Origin of the sequence: Pelobacter propionicus DSM 2379 (assembly GCF_000015045.1) — a bacterium.
GTDB lineage: Bacteria > Desulfobacterota > Desulfuromonadia > Geobacterales > Pseudopelobacteraceae > Pseudopelobacter > Pseudopelobacter propionicus.
Genome location: NC_008609.1, coordinates 3614824 through 3634909, shown reverse-complemented (window position 1 = coordinate 3634909; position 20086 = coordinate 3614824). Strand labels below are relative to the sequence as shown.

Annotated in this window: 16 protein-coding genes; 15 read left to right on the top strand and 1 reads right to left on the bottom strand. The window is 63.8% G+C overall.

Translation table 11 applies throughout. The features are described 5' to 3' along the window. Positions 1-8: 8 nt before the first annotated feature. From ftsL to ftsZ, 14 genes are all read left to right on the top strand, one after another. On the top strand, positions 9-350 hold the full coding sequence (gene ftsL, locus PPRO_RS16415) for a cell division protein FtsL (protein ID WP_011737106.1): 342 nt from the start codon (positions 9-11) through the stop codon (positions 348-350). Beyond that, the gene (locus PPRO_RS16410) at positions 347-2320 is read left to right on the top strand and encodes a penicillin-binding protein (RefSeq protein ID WP_011737105.1); all 1974 of its coding nucleotides are present in this window, start codon (positions 347-349) and stop codon (positions 2318-2320) included. Before ftsL ends, PPRO_RS16410 begins: the two co-directional genes overlap by 4 nt. Positions 2321-2361: 41 nt before the next feature. Continuing rightward, positions 2362-3903 (top strand): UDP-N-acetylmuramoyl-L-alanyl-D-glutamate--2,6-diaminopimelate ligase, encoded by a 1542-nt coding sequence (locus tag PPRO_RS16405; protein WP_041532388.1) that lies wholly within the window; start codon positions 2362-2364, stop codon positions 3901-3903. Further along, positions 3904-5313 (top strand): UDP-N-acetylmuramoyl-tripeptide--D-alanyl-D-alanine ligase, encoded by a 1410-nt coding sequence (locus PPRO_RS16400; RefSeq protein ID WP_011737103.1) that lies wholly within the window; start codon positions 3904-3906, stop codon positions 5311-5313. A 64-nt stretch (positions 5314-5377) separates the two neighbouring features. After that, on the top strand, positions 5378-6454 hold the full coding sequence (gene mraY, locus PPRO_RS16395) for a phospho-N-acetylmuramoyl-pentapeptide-transferase (protein ID WP_011737102.1): 1077 nt from the start codon (positions 5378-5380) through the stop codon (positions 6452-6454). Between the two features lie 31 nt (positions 6455-6485). Beyond that, the gene (gene murD, locus PPRO_RS16390) at positions 6486-7826 is read left to right on the top strand and encodes a UDP-N-acetylmuramoyl-L-alanine--D-glutamate ligase (protein ID WP_011737101.1); all 1341 of its coding nucleotides are present in this window, start codon (positions 6486-6488) and stop codon (positions 7824-7826) included. A 107-nt stretch (positions 7827-7933) separates the two neighbouring features. After that, positions 7934-9058 (top strand): putative lipid II flippase FtsW, encoded by a 1125-nt coding sequence (gene ftsW / locus PPRO_RS16385; protein ID WP_011737100.1) that lies wholly within the window; start codon positions 7934-7936, stop codon positions 9056-9058. Further along, positions 9055-10194, top strand: a complete 1140-nt coding sequence (gene murG / locus PPRO_RS16380; protein WP_011737099.1) for an undecaprenyldiphospho-muramoylpentapeptide beta-N-acetylglucosaminyltransferase — start codon at positions 9055-9057, stop codon at positions 10192-10194. The genes ftsW and murG overlap by 4 nt, the downstream gene beginning before the upstream one ends. Before the next feature lie 12 nt (positions 10195-10206). Next, positions 10207-11589 (top strand): UDP-N-acetylmuramate--L-alanine ligase, encoded by a 1383-nt coding sequence (gene murC, locus PPRO_RS16375; protein WP_011737098.1) that lies wholly within the window; start codon positions 10207-10209, stop codon positions 11587-11589. 17 nt (positions 11590-11606) lie between these two features. Next, positions 11607-12473, top strand: coding sequence for a UDP-N-acetylmuramate dehydrogenase (gene murB, locus PPRO_RS16370; protein ID WP_049759845.1), 867 nt, complete (start codon positions 11607-11609; stop codon positions 12471-12473). Between the two features lie 4 nt (positions 12474-12477). Then, the gene (locus PPRO_RS21310) at positions 12478-13410 is read left to right on the top strand and encodes a D-alanine--D-alanine ligase (protein ID WP_011737096.1); all 933 of its coding nucleotides are present in this window, start codon (positions 12478-12480) and stop codon (positions 13408-13410) included. Positions 13411-13414: 4 nt separating this feature from the next. Next, positions 13415-14239: a cell division protein FtsQ/DivIB gene (locus PPRO_RS21305; protein WP_011737095.1), complete on the top strand. Its 825-nt coding sequence runs from the start codon at positions 13415-13417 to the stop codon at positions 14237-14239. A 38-nt stretch (positions 14240-14277) separates the two neighbouring features. Next, on the top strand, positions 14278-15516 hold the full coding sequence (ftsA, locus tag PPRO_RS16355; RefSeq protein WP_011737094.1) for a cell division protein FtsA: 1239 nt from the start codon (positions 14278-14280) through the stop codon (positions 15514-15516). Between the two features lie 162 nt (positions 15517-15678). Continuing rightward, entirely contained in the window at positions 15679-16857 is a 1179-nt protein-coding gene (ftsZ, locus tag PPRO_RS16350) for a cell division protein FtsZ (RefSeq protein ID WP_011737093.1), read from the top strand. Positions 16858-16980: 123 nt separating this feature from the next. Here ftsZ and PPRO_RS16345 read toward each other — a convergent pair whose 3' ends face one another. Further along, entirely contained in the window at positions 16981-18672 is a 1692-nt protein-coding gene (locus PPRO_RS16345) for a radical SAM protein (protein ID WP_011737092.1), read from the bottom strand. Positions 18673-18908: 236 nt separating this feature from the next. On the opposite strand from PPRO_RS16345, the gene PPRO_RS16340 reads away from it, so the two are divergent. Next, entirely contained in the window at positions 18909-20063 is a 1155-nt protein-coding gene (locus PPRO_RS16340) for an aminopeptidase (RefSeq protein ID WP_041532387.1), read from the top strand. The last annotated feature ends 23 nt before the right edge of the window (positions 20064-20086 follow it).

Here is a 20086-nt window from a genome sequence, read left to right as displayed (position 1 = left end):
GGGTAGAGATGTCACAGGCAAAAACCGAGTACGGCAAGGTAGCCGCGCCGCGCGCCATCGGCGGAGCGGGACTGTCCATTCAGCGGCTTGACATGTTCAGGTCTCTCATGGTCGGCATGGTCCTGTTGACCATCGTATCGGTCTTTCACGTCTGGTCGCGCTTCAAGCTGATCGACCTGAACCTGGAAATTGCCGAGATCAGTCGCCAGCTCAAGGATGCGGAGCAGGAACAGAAGCGGCTCAAGCTGGAGGTTGCCTCCCTGCGCACCCCCTCACGCATCGAAACCATCGCCAAGGACGAACTGGGCATGGCGCTTCCGACCGAACAGCAGGTGATCATTGTCAAATGAGAGACGACCGTGAAAAATGGGCCAGGACCCGGATAGTCATCATCGGGTTTTTCTTTGGCCTGTTGTTCATGGCTGTCAGCGCCAAAGCCTTCAAGCTCCAGATCCTGCAGCACGAGGAGATGGTCAAGAGAGCCGAACGTCAGCACCAGCGCTCCGTACCGCTCACCCCGGGGCGCGGCGCCATCATGGACCGCAACGGCAACAACCTGGCCGTGTCCGTGGAGATGTATTCCTGCTACGGCGAGGCGCGCCATATCCAGGACGTAGAGGCAACCGCGACGGCTTTGGCGCCTTTCCTGGAGGTTCCCCGCCAGGAGATCGTCAGGAAAATACGCAACAGCAGGAATTTTGTCTGGCTGGAACGGCGGATCCCGCCCGAGCGGGCGACCAGAATCAGGAATCTCAAGCTGCGCGGCATCGGCTTTGCCCCGGAGACGAAACGTTTCTACCCCAATTCCGAAGTTGCCGCCCATGTGATCGGTTTCACCGGCATCGATCCCAATGGCCTGGACGGGGTGGAGTTCAAGTACGATTCGGTCATTTTGGGCAATACCGGCCTGCTGGTGACGGAGCGGGATGCCCTGGGCCGCGACATCGCCCCGCGGGCCGAACTGGTCAAGAGCTCGTCCCCCGGCAAGAACGTCGTGCTCACCCTGGACAAGAACATCCAGTACATAACGGAAAAGGAGCTGGCCCAGGCGGTAACCTCCAGCGGCGCCAAAGGTGGCATGGCCCTGGTGCTGGAGCCTGACAGCGGCAGGGTGCTGGCCATGGCCAACTACCCGACCTTCAACCCCAACTCCTATTTCCGCTATTCCCATGCTGAACTGCGTAACCGGGCCGTTGCTGACAGCTTCGAGCCCGGTTCGACCTTCAAGGTATTTCTGATCGCCGCTGCCCTGAATGAGAGGCTGGTCCGGCCCACGGATGCCTTCCATTGCGAGAACGGCAGCTACACCATCGCCACCCACACCGTTCACGACACCCACAGCTACGGACGTCTGTCGGTATCGGATATCCTCAAATATTCCAGCAATATCGGAGCCGCCAAGATCGGCTTCAAGCTGGGCAGCGACCGGCTCTCCCGCTATCTGCACAACTTCGGTTTCGGCGAGCGCTCCGGCATCGATCTGCCCGGCGAGTCGCCGGGCAACATGCGCAGCAGGCAGCGCTGGTATGGCATCGATCTGGCCACCATCTCCTTCGGCCAGGGCATATCCGCCTCCTCGATTCAACTGGCAACGGCGATCTCGGCCGTGGCCAATGGCGGCAACCTGATGAAGCCGTATGTGGTGGAGCGCATCCTGGACGACAGTGGCAACGAGTTGCAGAGATTCACCCCCCAGGTGGTGCGCCGGGTAATTTCGGCCGATACGGCCGCAAAGGTCACCAGGATGATGGAGACGGTCACCGCCGAGGGGGGAACCGGGACCAATGCCGCCGTGGAGGGATTCCGGGTGGCCGGCAAGACCGGCACGGCCCAGAAGGCCGACCCGGTGACCCGCCGCTACTCCGCCTCAAAACGGACCGCCTCGTTCATCGGCTTCATCCCCGCCGACAGGCCGCGGCTGACCATTCTGGTGGTTATCGATGAACCCAGAACCAGTTCCTACGGCGGCGTGGTGGCGGCGCCCGCCTTCCGCGGTATCGCGCTCAACAGCCTGGCCTATCTGAAGGTCCTGCCCAAAAATGGCACGCTCAGGAAACCCGGCCCCATGGAGGCAAAGTCCCGGGAAGCCGAACAGCGGGACAGCATGTCCGAGGGGGACGCGCTGGACATGCCGGTGAGCGGCGAGGTCATGCCCGATTTCCACGGCATGAGCATGCGCCGGGTCCTGCAGGTCATGGAAAAACGGAACATCAACATCAGGCTGTTGGGCAGCGGCCGCGCCATGGAACAGAACCCCCCTCCGGGGCAGCCTATCAGGAGTGTTGACGAAGTATGGATCAGGTTCGTACCCTCGGCATGAGGGAGCCTGTCCGCCCGTACTGCACCCCTTCGGGAGACCGTATGAAGCTTACCCAGTTGCTGGCAGCGCTTGACAGCCATGACCTTCATGGCGATGGCGCAGTGGAGATCAAGGCCCTGACCTGCGACTCGCGTGGCATTGTCCCGGATTCGCTCTTCTTTGCCCTGCGGGGGGCCGCCATGGACGGCCACGACTTCATACCGGCGGCCGTGCAGGCCGGCGCCGTCGCGGTGGTGCTGGAGGACGAGAGCCGTGCGCCTGCCGCCATTCCCTGGGTCAGGGTCAGGGACGGGCGCAGCGCCATGGCCTGGATGGCGGCGGAATTCCACGGCAACCCCACGTCCCGTCTGCCGCTGATCGGCATAACCGGCACCAACGGCAAGACCACCACCACCTATCTGATCGAGGCGATCCTCCGTGCGGCCGGTATTCCGGCGGCGGTGCTGGGCACCATCAGCTACCGCTTTGGCGACACGGTCATCACCGCTTCCCACACCACACCGGAATCCACCGAGTTGCAGGCCGCCTTCACGCAACTGGCCGCAGCCGGCGCCAAGGCCTTTGTGATGGAGGTCTCCTCCCATGCCCTGGAGCAGAAGCGGGTGGACGGCTGCCACTTCGATGTGGGTATTTTCAGCAACCTGACCCGCGATCACCTGGACTACCATGTCACCATGGAGAGCTACCGGGAAGCCAAACTGCGCCTGTTCAGCGAGCTTCTGAAACCGACGGCGGATAAGCCGTTGCGCCGTGCGGCCATCAACATGGACGACGAACAGGGTGCAACGGTTGCCGCCCGGGCCGCCTGCCCTGTCATCGGCTACGGAATTTGCCGGGGCGATGTGCGGGCCGAGGAACTCTCCCTGAGTGTTGACGGCATAAGGGCCAGGCTGGTCACCCCCAAAGGCTCCATCGACGTATCATCGCGCCTGCTGGGGCGCTTCAACCTCTCCAACATCCTGGCGGCTGTGTCCGCCGGCATTGCCCTGGATCTGCCGCTGGAGGCGATCCGAGCCGGCATCGAAGGGCATGCCACCGTGCCGGGGCGCATGGAGCGGGTGGACAATCGCTGCGGGATCACGCTGCTGGTGGACTATGCCCACACCGGCGATGCCCTGGAGAACGTGCTGACCACCCTGAAGGAACTGGCACAGGGGCGTATCATCACCGTTTTCGGCTGCGGCGGCGACCGAGATCCGGGTAAACGCCCGATCATGGGGAGGATCGCTGCCAGCATGAGCGACCTGGCCATCGTCACCTCGGACAACCCCAGAACTGAGGATCCCTTCTCCATCCTGGAGCAGATCAGGGGAGGCATTACCCCTCTGGGGATCAGGGAGTACGGCGTGGATGAACTGGCGGACCGCTCAGGGAAGGGGTTGGCCGAAGGCGCTGATAAGGGGTTCGTGTCGCTGGAGAACCGTCGCGAGGCCATCAGCCTGGCGGTGCGTCTGGCGCGACCGGGGGATATCGTGCTCCTGGCCGGCAAGGGACATGAGGATTACCAGATCATCGGCAGGACGAAGCATCACTTCGATGATCGCGAAGAGGCCAGGCTGGCGCTGGCGGAAAAGGAAGGGTAGATGTTCAGCATTGCGGAGATAGCCGCTGCCACCGCGGGCGGCTTCCAGGGTGACCGGTCGGCCCGGGTGAGCGGGGTCTCCACCGATTCGCGCACGGTCGCGGCTGGCCAGCTGTTCGTGCCGCTTAGGGGAGAGCGCTTCGACGGCCACGACTTCATCCCCCAGGTGGCTGCCAAGGGAGTTGCCGCCGTGCTGGCTGACCAGAGCTTCGACGGGGAGATTCCCCCCGGACTGACCGTTGTCAGGGTCGTGGATACGCTGGTCGCCCTGGGTGACCTGGCAGCCGCCTACCGCAGGCGCTTTGACCTGCCGCTGGTCGGTATCACCGGCAGCAACGGCAAGACCACCACCAAGGAGATGCTGGCAACCATCCTGGAGCAGACCGGACCGGGGCTGAAGACGGCCGGCAACCTGAACAACCTGATCGGCTTGCCGCAGATGCTGTTCAGGCTTGATGCCTCCCATGGCTGGGCCGTGCTGGAGATGGGCATGAGCGAGCCGGGCGAGATCGACCGCCTGGCCGAGGTCGCCGCCCCCCAGACCGGTATCGTGCTCAACGCCTGTCCCGCACACCTGGAGAGCATGGGGAGCGTTGAAGGGGTGGCCAGGGCAAAGGGAGAGCTGTTGCTGCGCCTCCCCGCCGGAGGGTGCGCCATCATCAATGCCGACGATCCCCTGATCGCCGGACAGCCATCACCCCCAGGGGTGCGGCGACTCACCTTCGGCCTGGGCGACGCCGACGTGCGCGCCACGGAGATCACCTCGCTGGGAATCGGCGGCCAGAGCTTCCTGCTTCACCTGGGAGAAATTGTCCTTCCCGTGGTCTTGTGGTCATACGGCAGGCACGCCGTCTATAACGCCCTGGCAGCGGCTGCGGCCGCCCATGGCTTGGGTATCGCGGCCGAACTGATCCAGAGTGGCCTGGAACGCTTCCGCCCCTACGACAAACGCTTCCAGCTGGAAGATGTGGGCGGCCTGGTGCTGATCGATGACAGCTACAACGCCAACCCCGCCTCCATGGAGGCGGCCCTGACCACCCTGGGGGAGCTGAAGGGGGGAGGGCGGGCCTTCGTGGCCCTGGGGGACATGCTGGAGATGGGGAGCAACGAAGCGGAGCTGCACCGTGCCCTGGGAGTACGGGCCGCCGCGGTGGCGGACCGGCTCTACCTCTGCGGCCCCTTGATGGCCCACGCGGCGGTGGGGGCCTTGTCGGCCGGAATGGTTGAGGAGCAGGTCATGCGCATCCCGGACCACGACGAGATCGCTGCCAGCATCCTGCGTCAGGCGCGTCCGGGAGATTTCGTGCTGGTCAAGGGATCGCGCGGCATGCGCATGGAAAAGGTCGCCGAGGCGATCCGGGGCCGGACGTTCCTAGGGAGACGGCCCCCTGTGGCTGACCCCACAGCGTAACGGATTTTTGTAAATCTTGGCGCCACAGCCCCCACGGTGGGCTCGGGCACATACGGAGTAACCCATGCTGTATCACCTGCTCTATCCATTAGCCGGCGATGTCAAGCTGTTCAACATCTTCAAATACCTGACGTTCCGGACCATCTATGCCATGATCACGGCGCTCCTGGTCTGCTTCGTGCTTGGCCCCTGGGTGATCCGCGTGCTGGAGGGACTGCAGGCCCGCCAGGTGATCCGCACCGATGGCCCGGAATCCCACCTGCAGAAGCAGGGCACCCCGACCATGGGAGGGGTGATGATCCTGGCGGCCATTGTCATCCCGACCCTGCTGTGGGCCGACCTCTCCAACCAGTACATCTGGACGGTGCTGTTCATAACCATCGGTTACGGCCTGATCGGCTTTGTTGATGACTACAAGAAGGTGGTGGAGAAGAACCCCAAGGGGCTTTCCCCGCGGCAGAAGATGTTCTGGCAGGTCCTGCTGGCCGGCGCGGTGGGGACGTTTCTGTTCCTGAAGCCCGGATTCAACGCCCAGCTCTTTGTCCCCTTCTTCAAGAACTTCCATCCCGACCTCTGGTTCTGGTACATCCCCTTCGTTACCCTGGTGATCGTGGGGGCCAGCAATGCGGTCAACCTGACCGACGGCCTGGACGGCCTGGCCATCGGTCCGGTGGCCATCAATGCCGCCACCTACATGCTCTTCAGCTATGTCGCCGGTCACGCCACCCTCTCGGCCTACCTGCAGGTCCCGCGGGTGGCGGGCGCGGGAGAGCTGGCCGTTCTCTGCGGCGCCATGGTGGGGGCCGGGCTCGGTTTCCTCTGGTACAACTCCTATCCCGCCGAGGTCTTCATGGGGGATGTGGGCTCGCTCTCCCTGGGAGGGACCCTGGGGGCCATCGCGGTGATCACCAAGCAGGAGATCCTGCTGGTCATCGTGGGGGGGATCTTCGTGATCGAGGCGCTGTCGGTCATCTTCCAGGTGGGATCGTACAAGTACCGCGGCAAGCGTATCTTCCGCATGGCGCCGATCCACCACCACTTCGAACTGAAGGGGGTGGCGGAGCCGAAGATCATCGTCCGCTTCTGGATTATTACCATCATCCTGGCCCTGGTGGCGATCTCCACCCTGAAGATGCGCTAGCGCCGGGACGGAAGAGAGGGTTTTTTTAAGCATGGAACTGAACGACAAGAAGGTGCTGGTGGTCGGCCTGGCCAAGACCGGTGTGGCCTGCGCCCGCTTCCTGGCTTCACGGGGTGCGCGGGTGACGGTCACCGACATGCGCGACGAGGCCGCCCTGGCGGGGCAGCTGGCCCTGCTGGAGGGGCGCGGGATCAGGCGGGAGTTGACCCGCCACGACGCCGGGACCTTCACGCAGAGCCACCTGATCGTGGTCAGCCCGGGGGTTCCCCGCACCCTGCCGCAGCTGGTCATGGCGCACGAGGCAGGGGTGGAGATCATCAGCGAGATAGAGCTGGCTTCCCGCTTCATCCAGGCGCCGCTGGTGGCCATCACCGGAACCAACGGCAAGACCACCGCCACCACCATCACCGGCGACATCTTCATCAAGAACGGCTTTCGCACCTTCGTGGGGGGCAATATCGGCAATCCGCTGATCGAGCTGCTGGAGTCCGCGGAACCGGTGGAGAGGGTGGTGGCAGAGATCAGCTCCTTCCAGCTGGAGTGGATCAGAGCTTTCCGCCCCGCTGTGGCCGCGCTTTTGAACCTGAGCGAGGATCACCTGGACCGCTACGCCTCCTACCGGGAGTACATCGAGGCCAAGCTGCGCATCTTCGAGAACCAGACCGCGGATGACTACGCCGTGGTCAACGCCGACGACGAGCTGGTAATGGAGCATAGCCGTGGTCTCAGGGCGTGCCTGTTCCCCTTCAGCCGGAAACAGGAGCTTGATGAGGGGATCTTCCACCGGGAAGGGCTCATCGTCTGGCGTCACAACGGTCGGGAGGAACGTTTCCCCACCGCCGGCTTCCGCCTCCAGGGGGTGCATAACCTGGAGAACATCATGGCCGCCCTGGCATGTAGCCTGCTGCTGGAGTGCCGGCCGACCGAGAGCCTGGCCTGCGTGCGCGAGTTCGAGGCCCTGCACCACCGCATGGAGTTCGTGCGCGAACTGAACGGCGTGCGCTGGTACGAGGACAGCAAGGCCACCAACGTGGGCAGCGTGGAGAAGGCCCTGGAGAGTTTCGACGCCATAACCCTGATCGCCGGCGGCAAGGACAAGGGGGGCTCCTACTCCCCGCTCTCGCGGCTGGTGCGGGAGCGGGTGCGCCATCTGGTGCTGATCGGCGAGGCGGCCGGCCGCATGCAGGAGGAGCTGGGGACGCTGACCGACACCCGCCGGGCCGCGACCCTGGAGGAAGCGGTCAGTCTGGCAGCGGAGCTCACCGCTCCCGGCGGAACGGTACTCATGTCGCCGGCCTGCTCCAGTTTCGACATGTTCCGCGACTACGAGGAGCGGGCCCAGCGCTACATCGCGGCGGTCAAGGCGCTGTAGGGGCGACGCACCTGCCGTGAACCGCCTTGACTCGTTTCGGCGTTTTTTTGTGATAGCTCGTGACAGTTGTGTGACTCAAGCTTCTTTCCGATTGTGCGTGGACGCGTATGCTCAAGAAACTCGAAAACTATGACCTGGTCATCATGGCCATGGCCATCGCCCTGACCTGCTTCGGGGTGGTGATGGTCTTTTCAGCCTCCTCGGTCATGGCCGACAAGCGCTACCATGACGGCTTCTTCTTCCTCAAGCGCCAGGGGATGTTCGCCGTTATCGGCCTGGGGATCATGCTGGGAGTCATGCGCGTGGAGTACCACTTCTGGAAGAGGATGGCGGTTCCGGCGCTTCTGCTCTGTCTGGTGCTGCTGGTGATGGTGCTGATCCCGGGCATCGGCGGCAAGGCAGGCGGATCGTCGCGCTGGATCAAGCTGCCCGGCTTCAACCTGCAGCCGTCGGAAATGGCAAAGCTGGCGCTGATCATGTACATGGCCTATTCCCTGGACAAGAAGCAACACAAGATCAAGGAGTTCGCCTCGGGAATCATCCCCTACATGATTGTCCTGGCCCTCCTGATCGGCTGTCTGGCAGCCCAGCCCGACCTGGGGGGAGCCCTGACCCTGGTGGCGGTGGCTTTCACCATGCTCTTTGCCGCCGGTACCCGTCTGGCCCATATCCTCTCCATGGTCCTGTTGGCGCTGCCGCTTCTGGCCTACAAGCTGAGCCACGGCTATCACAAGGGGCGCATGGAGGCCTGGAGCGATCCCTGGAGCGATCCGGCCGGCAAAGGATTCCAGATCATCCAGTCCTGGCTGGCCCTGGGCACCGGCGGCCTGTTCGGCCAGGGGCTGGGGGAGGGTAAGCAGAAGCTGTTCTATCTTCCCGAGGCCCACACCGACTTCATCCTCTCCGTGGTGGGGGAGGAGCTGGGATTCATGGGGGTACTGGTCATTGTCGCCATGTTCGTCATGCTGGTGTACCGCGCACTGTGCATCGCGGCTGCTGCACCCGACGCCTTCGGCCGTTTCCTGGCCCTGGGAATCGCGGTCCTGTTCGGCATCGAAGCCACGGTCAACATGGGGGTGATCACCGGCCTGTTTCCCACCAAGGGACTGGCCCTGCCGTTCATCAGTTACGGCGGCAGCTCGCTTTTGATCAGCCTGTTCGCCGTCGGTATTCTGCTCAATATCTCGTCCGGGCTGAAGATCACCCCCATCGGCCTGCCGGAGGGTCAATGAAGCTGATCATTGCCGGTGGCGGCACCGGCGGCCATCTCTTCCCCGGCATCGCCGTTGCCGAAGAGTTCCTCTCCCGCGACCCGGCCAACCAGGTACTGTTCGTGGGCACCGAGCGGGGCATCGAGGCGCGTGCGGTTCCGGCAGCCGGCTTTCCCCTTGAGCTGATCTCGGCAGCCGGCATCCGCGGCAAGGGAGGACTGGGCAAGCTGCGCGGGGCGGCGATGATGTTCAACGGCTATCGCCAGTCATGCCGCCTTCTGGACCGCTTCCGGCCCGATGCCGTGCTGGGGGTGGGAGGCTATGCCTCGCTCCCCATGCTGCTGGCAGCCCGCACCAGGCAGGTGCCCAGCTTCATCCACGAGCAGAACGCCGTGCCGGGCATGACCAACCGGCTGCTCTCCCGCTTTGCCGACCGGATCTTCATTACCCTGGAGGAGTCGTCCCGCTTCTTTGCCGGCAGGAGGACGCTTTTGACCGGCAATCCCCTGCGGCGGCAGATCCTGGACCGGCTGGGGACCAGGGATCAGGGACCAGGGATCAGGGACCAGGAAAAACATATGACGGATTCTACCGGTCCCGCATCCCGGGTCCCCGGTCCCCGTTTCAACCTGCTAGTGTTCGGCGGCAGCCAGGGGGCGCATGCCATCAACATGGCCATGGTGGCGGCCCTGCCGCTCCTCAAGCGCGCATCAGTCAGGCTCGGCATCACCCACCAGACCGGCGAAAGCGATCGTGAGCGTGTGGCAGCAGCCTACCGCTCTGCCGGGGTCGAGGCGCGGGTGCTGCCGTTCATCGCCGACATGGCCAGTGAATACGCCCGGGCCGACCTGGTGGTCTGCCGGGCCGGCGCCACCACCATCGCCGAGGTCACGGCACTGGCCAAGGCCTGCCTGTTCATCCCCTTTCCCTATGCGGTGGATGATCACCAGCGCAGGAATGCCGAAGCGCTGCTCAGGCAGTCGGCCTGCTTCATGCTGCTGGAACGGGAACTGTCGGCGGAGCGGCTGGCGGCCCTGATCCTGCAACTGGCAGGAGATCCGCGGCTGGTGCGGCGCACCGGAGAGCTGGCCTTCTCCATGGCCCGCCTTGATGCGGCCAGGATCATCGTTGACGAGATACTCACACCAACCAACTGAAAAGGCATTCCCATGTACGGAAAAATCGAGAAAATCCACTTCGTCGGCATCGGCGGCATCGGCATGAGCGGCATCGCCGAGGTGCTGCTGAATCTGGGCTACAAAGTGTCAGGCTCCGACCTGCGCGGCTCGGACATCACCGAGCGCTTGGCCCGTCTGGGGGCGGAGATCGGCATTGGCCACAAGGCGGATAACCTTAAGGATGTGGACGTGGTGGTCATATCGTCGGCCGTGCATGACGACAACCCGGAGGTGGTGGAGGCCAAGCGCCTGCACGTGCCGGTCATCCCCCGGGCCGAGATGCTGGCCGAGCTGATGCGCATGAAGTTCGGCATCGCCATCGCCGGCACCCACGGCAAGACCACCACCACTTCCATGGCCGCTTCCATCCTGGGGCACGCCGGCATCGATCCGACCATCGTCATCGGCGGCAAGCTGAACGCCATCGGCACCAACGCCCAGCTGGGACAGGGCAAGTTCCTGCTGGCCGAGGCGGACGAGTCCGACGGCTCGTTCCTGGTGCTCTCCCCCACCATCGCCGTGGTCACCAACATCGACGCCGACCACCTGGACCACTACTCCGGCGGCATCGAGGAGATCAAGGATACCTTTGTCAAGTTCATCAACAAGGTGCCCTTCTACGGCATGGCGGTGCTCTGCCTGGACGATCCCAACATCCGCGCCATCCTGCCGCGGGTCAAGAAACGCTACATGACCTATGGCCTCTCCTCCCAGGCCGATATCCGCGCCACCCATGTCAGGCATGACGGGTTCACCACCAGCTTCACGGCCCACTTCAAGGGGTACCGCCTGGGGGAGATCTCCTTCACCATGCCGGGGGCCCACAACGTGCTCAACGCCATGGCCTGCATCGCCGTTGCCCTGGAGCTGGACGTTCCCTTCTCCGCCATCCAGGAGGGATTCTCCCGCTTTGGCGGCGTGGGGCGGCGCTTCACCATCAAGGGGGAACCCAGGGGGATCACGGTGGTGGACGACTACGGCCACCACCCGGCGGAGATCAAGGCGACCCTGGCCGCCGCGCGGCTGGGCTGGCCGGAACGGCGTATCGTGGCCGTGTTTCAGCCGCATCGCTACACCCGCACCCACGAGCTGTTTGGCGAGTTCGTCACCGCCTTCTACGATGCCGACGTGCTGATCCTGACCGATGTGTATGCCGCCGGGGAACAGCCTGTCGAGGGGGCCACGGCGGAACGCCTTTCCCAGGAGATCCTCAGGCACGGCCAGAAGGATGTCACCTGGATCCCTAACCGCGAGCTGATCCCCCAGCATCTGCTGGGCATCGTCAAGGAGGGGGACATGGTCATCACCCTGGGGGCCGGCAGCATCTGGCAGCAGGGCGAGGCGCTGGTGACGCTTTTGGAGAAAACCTCGTGAATCTCTCCGGGCTGAACATGCGCGGCCTGCTTCTGGCTGACGAACCCATGAGCCGCCATACCTCCCTCAGGGTGGGCGGTCCCGCGGACCTGTTCGCCATTCCGGAGGATGCGGACGACCTGCAGGGGTTGCTGCGCCAGCTCAAGGAGAGGGGCATCCCCTGGCTGGCCATCGGCAGGGGCAACAACCTGCTGGTGCGCGACAGCGGCATCCGGGGGGCGGTCATCTCCCTGGAGCGCTTCAACCGTGTCGAGGCTCTCGGCCAGGGGCGCATCCGTGCCGGGGCCGGGGCCGAGAACCTGGCGGTGGTGCGCTTCGCCCAGGAACAGGGGCTGGGGGGGATCGGCTTCATCTCCGGCATCCCTGGCACCGTTGGCGGCGCCATCAGGATGAACGCCGGCGCCTACGGCACGGGTATCATGGAACGGACCGAATCCCTGACCCTGCTGCATGACGGCAACGTCAGGGAGTTCGGCCGCGACGAGCTGGAGTATGGCTACCGCCATCTGGATCTGGCAGCGGGGGACATCATTCTGGAAGCCCTGTTCAGGCTGGACCAGCGCGAGGCTGAGCAGACCGAGGAGGAGATCCGCAAAGACCTGGAGCTGCGCCGTGCCAAGCACAGCGTCGGTTTTCCCAGCGCCGGCTCATTCTTCAAGAACCCCGCCGGCCAGACCGCCTGGCGGCTGATCGACGCCACCGGCATGCGCGGCGAGCGGGTGGGGGGCGCCCAGGTTTCCCAGGTGCACAGCAACTTCCTGGTGAATACGGGAGGCGCCACTGCCGGAGATTTCCTGGAACTTTCACGGGTTGTGAAAAAAGCGGTTCTGGCCTCTTGCGGGGTGACCCTGGAGGAGGAAGTGCGTATAGTTGGCGAGGAGTAACGTTATGAATGACATCAGATCCAGAAAGATTGCCGTCCTCATGGGCGGGCTCTCGGCCGAGCGGGAAGTCTCCCTAGCCAGCGGAGCCGCCGTGTGCCAGGCACTTGTGGCCAGGGGGTTCGACGCCCTTAGCGTGGACGTGGCCAGGGACCTCCCCCTGGTCCTGAGCCGCGAAGGCATCGGCGCGGCCTTCATCGCCCTGCACGGGCGCTATGGCGAGGATGGCTGCGTTCAGGGGTTGCTGGAGCTGATGGCTATCCCCTACACCGGTTCCGGCGTGCTGGCCAGCGCCCTGGCCATGCACAAGCTCTACAGCAAGCAGGCCTTCGTCAGTGCCGGCATCCTCACCGCCCCCTTCCACCATTTCCGGCGCGGGGAGCGGGTCTCCCTCAGCCACCTCAGCTTCGGCCTGCCGCTGGTGGTCAAGCCGGTGCAGGAAGGGTCTTCGGTGGGTATCTCCATCGTCAAGGAGGAGAGCCAGCTGGCTGCTGCCGTGAAGCTGGCCTTCCGTCATGACGACGAGATCCTGGTGGAACAGTTCATCAAGGGGCAGGAGGTGCAGGTCGGCATCCTGGACGACCGCCCCATGGGTGCCATCGAGATCGTGTCCAGGAACGAATTCTATGATTTTGAGGCCAAGTACACCGATGGCATGGCCGAGCACTTCTTTCCCGCCCGCCTGGAGAAGGGGCTCTACGAAGAGGCGCTGCGGGTCGGCCTGGCCGCCCACCATGCCCTGGGATGCCGCTGCTACAGCCGGGTCGACCTGCTGGTGACTCCCGCAGGGGAGTGCTACGTGCTGGAGGTGAACACCCTGCCCGGTATGACGGCGCTCAGTCTGCTGCCGGAGATCGCGGCCAAGGGAGCCGATCTCCCCTTCGAGGAACTGGTGGAACGGATCATCCTGTCTGCCGACCTGTCGGTGAAAACGGGGTAAAGCCATGCGGGATTATGCCTCCCCACGATACCAGCGCAAACAGTCATCCTCCAACCGGGCCAAGAAGCAGCGCAAGCCGCTGAACCTGAAAAAATACCTGCGCCCGCTGGGAGCGGCGTTCCTCGGCCTGGCAGGTGTTGCGCTGGTGTGCGGTGCGCTGTTCATGGGCTATCATGCCATAACTTCGCTGACCCTGTTCCGCCTGAAGGAGATCAGGATATCTCCCACTAAGCGGTTGACCCGCCAGGAGATCATGGCCGTCGCCGATGTGGAGCCGGGGCGGGACCTCTTGCGCCTGAACCTGAAGAAGATGGGCGAACAGCTGGCCCAGAACCCCTGGGTGGAGACGGTGCGCATCCGCCGCTTCTACCCGGACGGCCTCTCCATCACCATCAGCGAGCGCGAGCCGCTGGCGGTGGTCAACATGGGCTACCTCTACTATCTGGACAAAAACGGCACCGTCTTCAAGACCTTGAGCAAGGGGGACCGCCTGGACTACCCTGTGGTGACCGGTTTCAGCGAAGAGGACCTGGACAACGATCCGGCCGGCATGAAGGAGGCGCTGAAGGCGACCTGCGAACTGCTGACCCTTCTGCGCCAGAAATGCGGCTTTATCCTTGCCGACGTATCGGAGATCCATTACGACAAGGGGTACGGTTTTACCCTGTTCACCGCATCGGGATCGCTTCCGGTCAAGGTGGGGACGGCCGATTTCGCCGCCAAACTGGGGCGCCTCTCGCGCATCTATCGCAATCTCATGGAGCAGCAGCAGTTGATCCAGTACATCGACCTGGATTACAACGATAAAATCATAGTCAAGAAGATCTGATCAAAATACATGACGTCACAGGACAGGCAGGGGGAAGCATGTCAGCAACGCGAAGAGACAATCTTATAGTCGGACTTGATATCGGCACAACCAAGATCTGCGCAATCGTTGGTAACGTAACCGAGGACGGCATCGACATCGTCGGCATCGGAACCAGTCCTTCCAGCGGCCTGCGCCGGGGAGTGGTGATCAACATCGAGAGCACCGTAGGCGCCATACGCAAGGCGATCAATGAGGCCGAGCTGATGGCGGGATGCGAGATCAAGTCGGTCTATGCCGGCATCGCCGGCGGCCATATACGGGGAACCAACTCCCAGGGGGTCATCGCCATCAAAAATCGCGAGGTCAACCAGGAGGATATCCGCCGGGTGATCGACGCGGCCAAGGCAATCGCCATCCCCATGGACCGCGAGGTGATCCATATCCTGCCCCAGGAGTTCATCATCGACGAGCAGGACGGCATCCGCGAGCCTTTGGGCATGAGCGGCGTGCGGCTGGAGGCCAAGGTGCACATCGTCACCGGCGCCGTTGCCAGCGCCCAGAATATCGTCAAGTCCTGCAACCGCACCGGCCTGGACGTGGCAGACATCGTGCTTGAACAGCTGGCCTCTTCCGAGGCGGTGCTGTCGGCCGATGAAAAAGAGCTGGGAGTCTGCCTGGTGGATATCGGCGGCGGCACCACCGACATCGCCATCTTCGCCGACGGGGCTATCAAGTACACCTCGGTGCTCTCCCTGGGGGGTAACCACCTGACCAACGATATCGCCGTCGGCCTGCGCACCCCCATGGCCGAGGCCGAGAAGATCAAGCAGAAATACGGCTGCTGCCTGTCCAGTCTGGTGGGCAAGGATGACAAGATCGAGGTGCCCAGCGTGGGCGGCCGTAAGCCGCGGGAACTGTCCCGCAACGTGCTCTGCGAGATCCTGGGACCCCGGGTGGAGGAGATCTTCTCCCTGGTCAACCGCGAGATCATCAAGTCCGGCCTGGAGGACTCCATCGCCTCCGGCGTGGTCATCACCGGCGGAACCAGCATCCTGGAGGGAATGCCGGAGCTGGCCGAGCAGATTTTCAATCTGCCGGTGCGGCGCGGCGTGCCCCAGCGCATCGGCGGCCTGATCGACGTGGTCAACTCTCCGGTGTACGCCACCGGCGTCGGCCTGGTGGTCTATGGCAGCCGCAATTCGGGCGCCCGGGAGTTCCCCAGCGTCAAGCCGGAGAACAAGCTGTTCGGTTCCGTGCTGGGCAGGATGAAGTCCTGGTTCGGTGAATTCTTCTAGGGAAAGGCATCACCTCTACGCCGGTCGGGACAGCCCGGGTGAGGAATGCTGGCACGGTTATTTTGTGGGCTGGTGAGACGGTTTTTTACTTCCAAAACGGATGAAAATATGCTTAAAGTTGAGCAGCGCGGCGAGGGCTACTGACCGAAGGGAGGAACGGGGATGTTCGAGTATGATGAAACCATAGAGCAGGGCGCAGTCATAAAAGTTGTCGGTGTGGGCGGAGGTGGCGGAAATGCCGTGAACACCATGATCGCCAGTACACTGGAGAAGGTGGATTTTGTCGTTGCCAATACCGATGCGCAGTCCCTGCGTATCTCCAAGGCGCCGGTCAAGATCCAGCTTGGTCGCGAACTGACCAAGGGGCTTGGCGCGGGCTCCAAGCCGGAAGTGGGGATGAATGCGGCCCAGGAAGATCGCGATACGCTGCAGGAAACCATGAAGGGTGCCGACTTGGTCTTCATCGCCGCCGGCATGGGCGGAGGCACCGGAACCGGCGCGGCTCCGGTTATCGCCGAGGTGGCCCGCGAGTCCGGCGCCCTGACCGTAGGGGTGGTCACAAAGCCGTTCACCTATGAGGGCAAGGCACGCATGGACCAGGCCGATCGGGGCATCAACGAACTGAAGAAACACGTTGACTCACTGATCATCATCCCCAACGACCGTCTGATCAGCATGGCCAGCAAGAACATGTCGCTGTTCGACGCCTTCAAGCCGTCCGACGACGTGCTCCGCCAGGCCGTGCAAGGCATATCCGAGCTGATTACCTCCACCGGCCTGATGAACCTGGACTTCGCCGACGTGGAGACCGTCATGAGCGTGCGCGGCATGGCCATGATGGGCATCGGCACCGGTACCGGCGAGAACCGCGCTGCCGACGCAGTCAACTGCGCCATCTCCAGCCCGCTCTTGGAGGACAACGACATCTCCGGCGCCAAGGGTGTGCTGGTGAATATCACCGGCTCGGACCAGATGACCATGGACGACTACAATACGGTTAACCGCATCGTTCACGAGAAGGTGCATCCCGAGGCCAACATAAAGATCGGTGTCGTCAGGGACGACAACCTGGGCGAGACCATCAAGGTGACGGTCATCGCCACCGGGTTCGGCGACCGCTTCGACGCCGAGGCCGGTCGTGACCTGCGCAAGAGCGCCATGCCGTTGATGGAAAAGGCAACCCCCGCCAAGAACATCCTGGATATCCCTACCTACAAGCGCGACCGTCAGCAGACGGAAGGGGTCAGCCGCATCCGTCCCCAGGTCAACCTTGCCCCCTATTCCGAAGAGAACGAAGACCAGTACGACATCCCCACCTTCCTGAGGAAGTCCGTCGACTGATCTCTTTCCTTTCCCGGGGGGAATGCACATCCCCCCTGCGCCCGGCTCTCTGTTCCCCCTTCCTTGAGAGCCGGGTTTTTTTTGCCCGTCATCCGCCCCTGCTTCGACAGGATCAGCGTGCGCTCAGGCAGTCCGATCTTCATTAGTCCCGAAGGCCAACTGAAAATCTTTCCTGAGCTGCTCCTTGTCGGCGCTGCCGATCAGGTCCCAGGGAAGCGGTTCGTCCAGCGGGATGGCGCGTCGGACCAGTTCGTCCGTGTCCATGGCACAGTCCCTGGCTGCCTTCTTCAGGCTGGCCCCCCTGGCCATCAACTCCAGAAGGGCCGAACAGCGCCGGTCCCCCCGGGAAAGCAGGGCCTGGAGGTAGCACCCCTTCAGGCTCTCCACCTTGAGCTGCAGGTTGGCCATACCGCGCAGGCTCTGCTCCAGGTACTTCACCTTGGCCTCCAGTGAGGGGAGCGCTTCCATGCCGCACCACTGGAAGGGGGTGAACGGCTTGGGAATGAAGGGGTTGATGGAGAGGGTGATCGTGCCCAGCCTGCGGTTGGCCCGGCCCCGTTCCAGCACCCGCTGGCGGATGGTCGTGACCAGGCGAACCAGTTCCTCCAGGTCGCTTTCCGTCTCCGTGGGGAGGCCGATGATGAAGTAGAGCCGCAGGTTGAGGATGTCGCGGGCGATGATCCGCTCGCAGGCATCCAGGATCTGTTCCTCGGTCAAATTCTTGCGGATCAGGTCGCGCAATCGCTGGGAGCCTCCCTCGGGGGCCAGGGAGATGGTCTTGTGGCCGGATGCCACCAGGGCGTCCAGCATGTCCGGGTCGGTCCGGTCTATGCGCAGGGAGGAGACCGACACCTTGGCGCCCCGTTCCACGACATGGCGGCAGAGGCGTCCGATGTCGCGGTAGTCGGAGACCGCCGCACCCACCAGGCCGATCTTCCCGCGGTGCTCCAGGCCCCGCTCGATGGCGTCCACGAGGGCCTGGTAGGGCTGCTGGCGGAAGCGGCCGTAAATGAATCCGGCGCCGCAGAAACGGCAGCCGTGGGGGCAGCCGCGGCTCACCTCCACCAGAAACATGTCGCCGAACTCGGTGTTCTCCGTCAGGATCACCGTCTGCGCCGGTGGGTGGCGCTCCAGTTCCGCGCTGACTCGGGGGATGAAGCCGGCACTGCCCGGATCGTGCTCGAAGCCGGCCAGCCTGCCCGACTCGTAGCGCGGGTGATGGAAGCGGGGGACGTAGATGCCGGGCAGCCGCGAGAGGGCTGTCAACAGCTCCCGGCGATCGGAACTGGTGGGCGCCATGAGTGTCGAAACCAGGGAGGGGAGGATCTCCTCCCCCTCGCCGATGCAGACCAGGTCCAGAAAATCAGCCACCGGCTCCGGGTTGAGGAACAGGGCCGCCCCTCCCGCCATGACCAGGGGGAGGGATTCGTCCCGCTGGTGGCTGTAGAGCGGGATGCGGGCAAGGTCGAGCATGAGCGGCAGGTTGACGTAGTCCGGCTCGAAGGAGGTGGAAAAAGCGATCAGGTCGAAATCGGACAGGGGGCGCCTCCCCTCCAGGGAGAGCAGTGGCAGGCCGCTGCGGCGCTGCTCCTCAAGGTCGTCCCGTTCCGGCAGGAAGGCTCGTTCGCAGTGGATGCCGGGCGTGGTGGTCAGCAGGCGGTACACGGTCTGGAATCCCAGGCTGCTCATGGCGGTCCGGTAGTGGTTGGGGTAGACGACGCACATCTTCAAAAGGGCGCGCTCGCGGCTGCTCTGGCAGAGAGTGCGCTCCTCCGCCAGCGGGTCGACCCGCCTGGTTTTTGCCCTCCTGCTCATGGTTGACTCCCCTTGCAGACGATTGCCGTTCCCCCCGCCCCGGGAAAAGGGTGGAGTGTCTGGCAGCGCGGAGACGGATGCGGACCGTGCCTCCGCGCCGCACGCATGGTTGCACAGTGGCGCCTCGCGAGGCAAGGGAAATCAGGGCCGGGGTGGCGTCGATGCTGTTCCCTCCCTGTTGTTTCTGTGCTATAGAAGATGTCGCTTGCCCTATCTTAGCCAGGAGAAAAACGGACATGAACAGTCTTGAGGGAGCATTCAGGTCACTCTTCGAAATCAACATGGGTATGCGCCCCTACTGTTCTGCCGAGGCCGGGGAATGGGAGCGGGTGCTGGTCTTTAGCGACACCATCCGCGATGATGAAACGCTGGCCGACATCGACCGCGACCGCCGGCTGTGTCTGAACGCCACTGCCCGTGCTGCCGCCGAATTCGCCGGGAGCTGCTGGGGCAACGCCTGTTTCGTGGAGTTTCCGGCCACCTCTGCGTCGGGGGTCGAGCCGCCCGAGACGCTCTGGCGGGCCACCTTCGGCGAAGCTGCGGTGGACGAACTGGTCCGGGCCGGACTGCTGGAGAAGCTGCTGGCTAAGCAGGCCACGGACGATGACCTCTCCCGTGCCAGGCGGATCGTGCTGGACCTTCGGCAGGATGCGGCCGATGTCATCATCGCCATGAGCAACAACTCAACCAGCCACACCCGCTACCGGGCCCTGGCCAACGATACCGGCGCCCGCTTCGCCAGTCTGCCGCATTTCGACCCGGACATGTTCCACGGCTCCATGACCGTTGACTGGCAGGCCCTGGCGGCCCGCACGGCCCGCTTGGCGCAGGCGGTCAACCGGGCCGACTGGCTACTGGTCCGCACGCCCAACGGCACGGACATGCGCATAAGCAAGCGGGGACGCAACGCCGAGGGGGACGACGGCCTGCTGATCGCTCCGGGGAGTTTCGGAAACCTGCCTGCCGGAGAGGTCTACCTGGCGCCGTTGGAGGGGGAGAGCAGTGGCGTGATGGTGATCGAGTGGGGGCCGACCCGCAAGCTGGAGCAGCCACTGTGTTGTACCGTTGAACGGGGGGTGGTGATTGCCATGGAGGGGGACGAGCAGCAGAGGGGGATGCTGGAGGCCAGGTTCGCCGAGAACGCCACCTGCCGCAACATCGCCGAATTGGGCATCGGCACCAATGACCGGGCCAGTCGCCCCGACAACGTGCTGGAGGCGGAGAAGATACTGGGCACGATCCACATCGCCCTGGGGGACAACACCGGCTTTGGCGGTACGGTCAGCGCCCCCTTTCATGAGGACTACGTCTTCTATCGCCCCACCCTGACGGCAGTGATGGCCGATGGCAGCGAGATGGTGATCATCGATGACGGAAACCTGCTGGTCTAGCATGGCGAAGCGTCCCATTGACC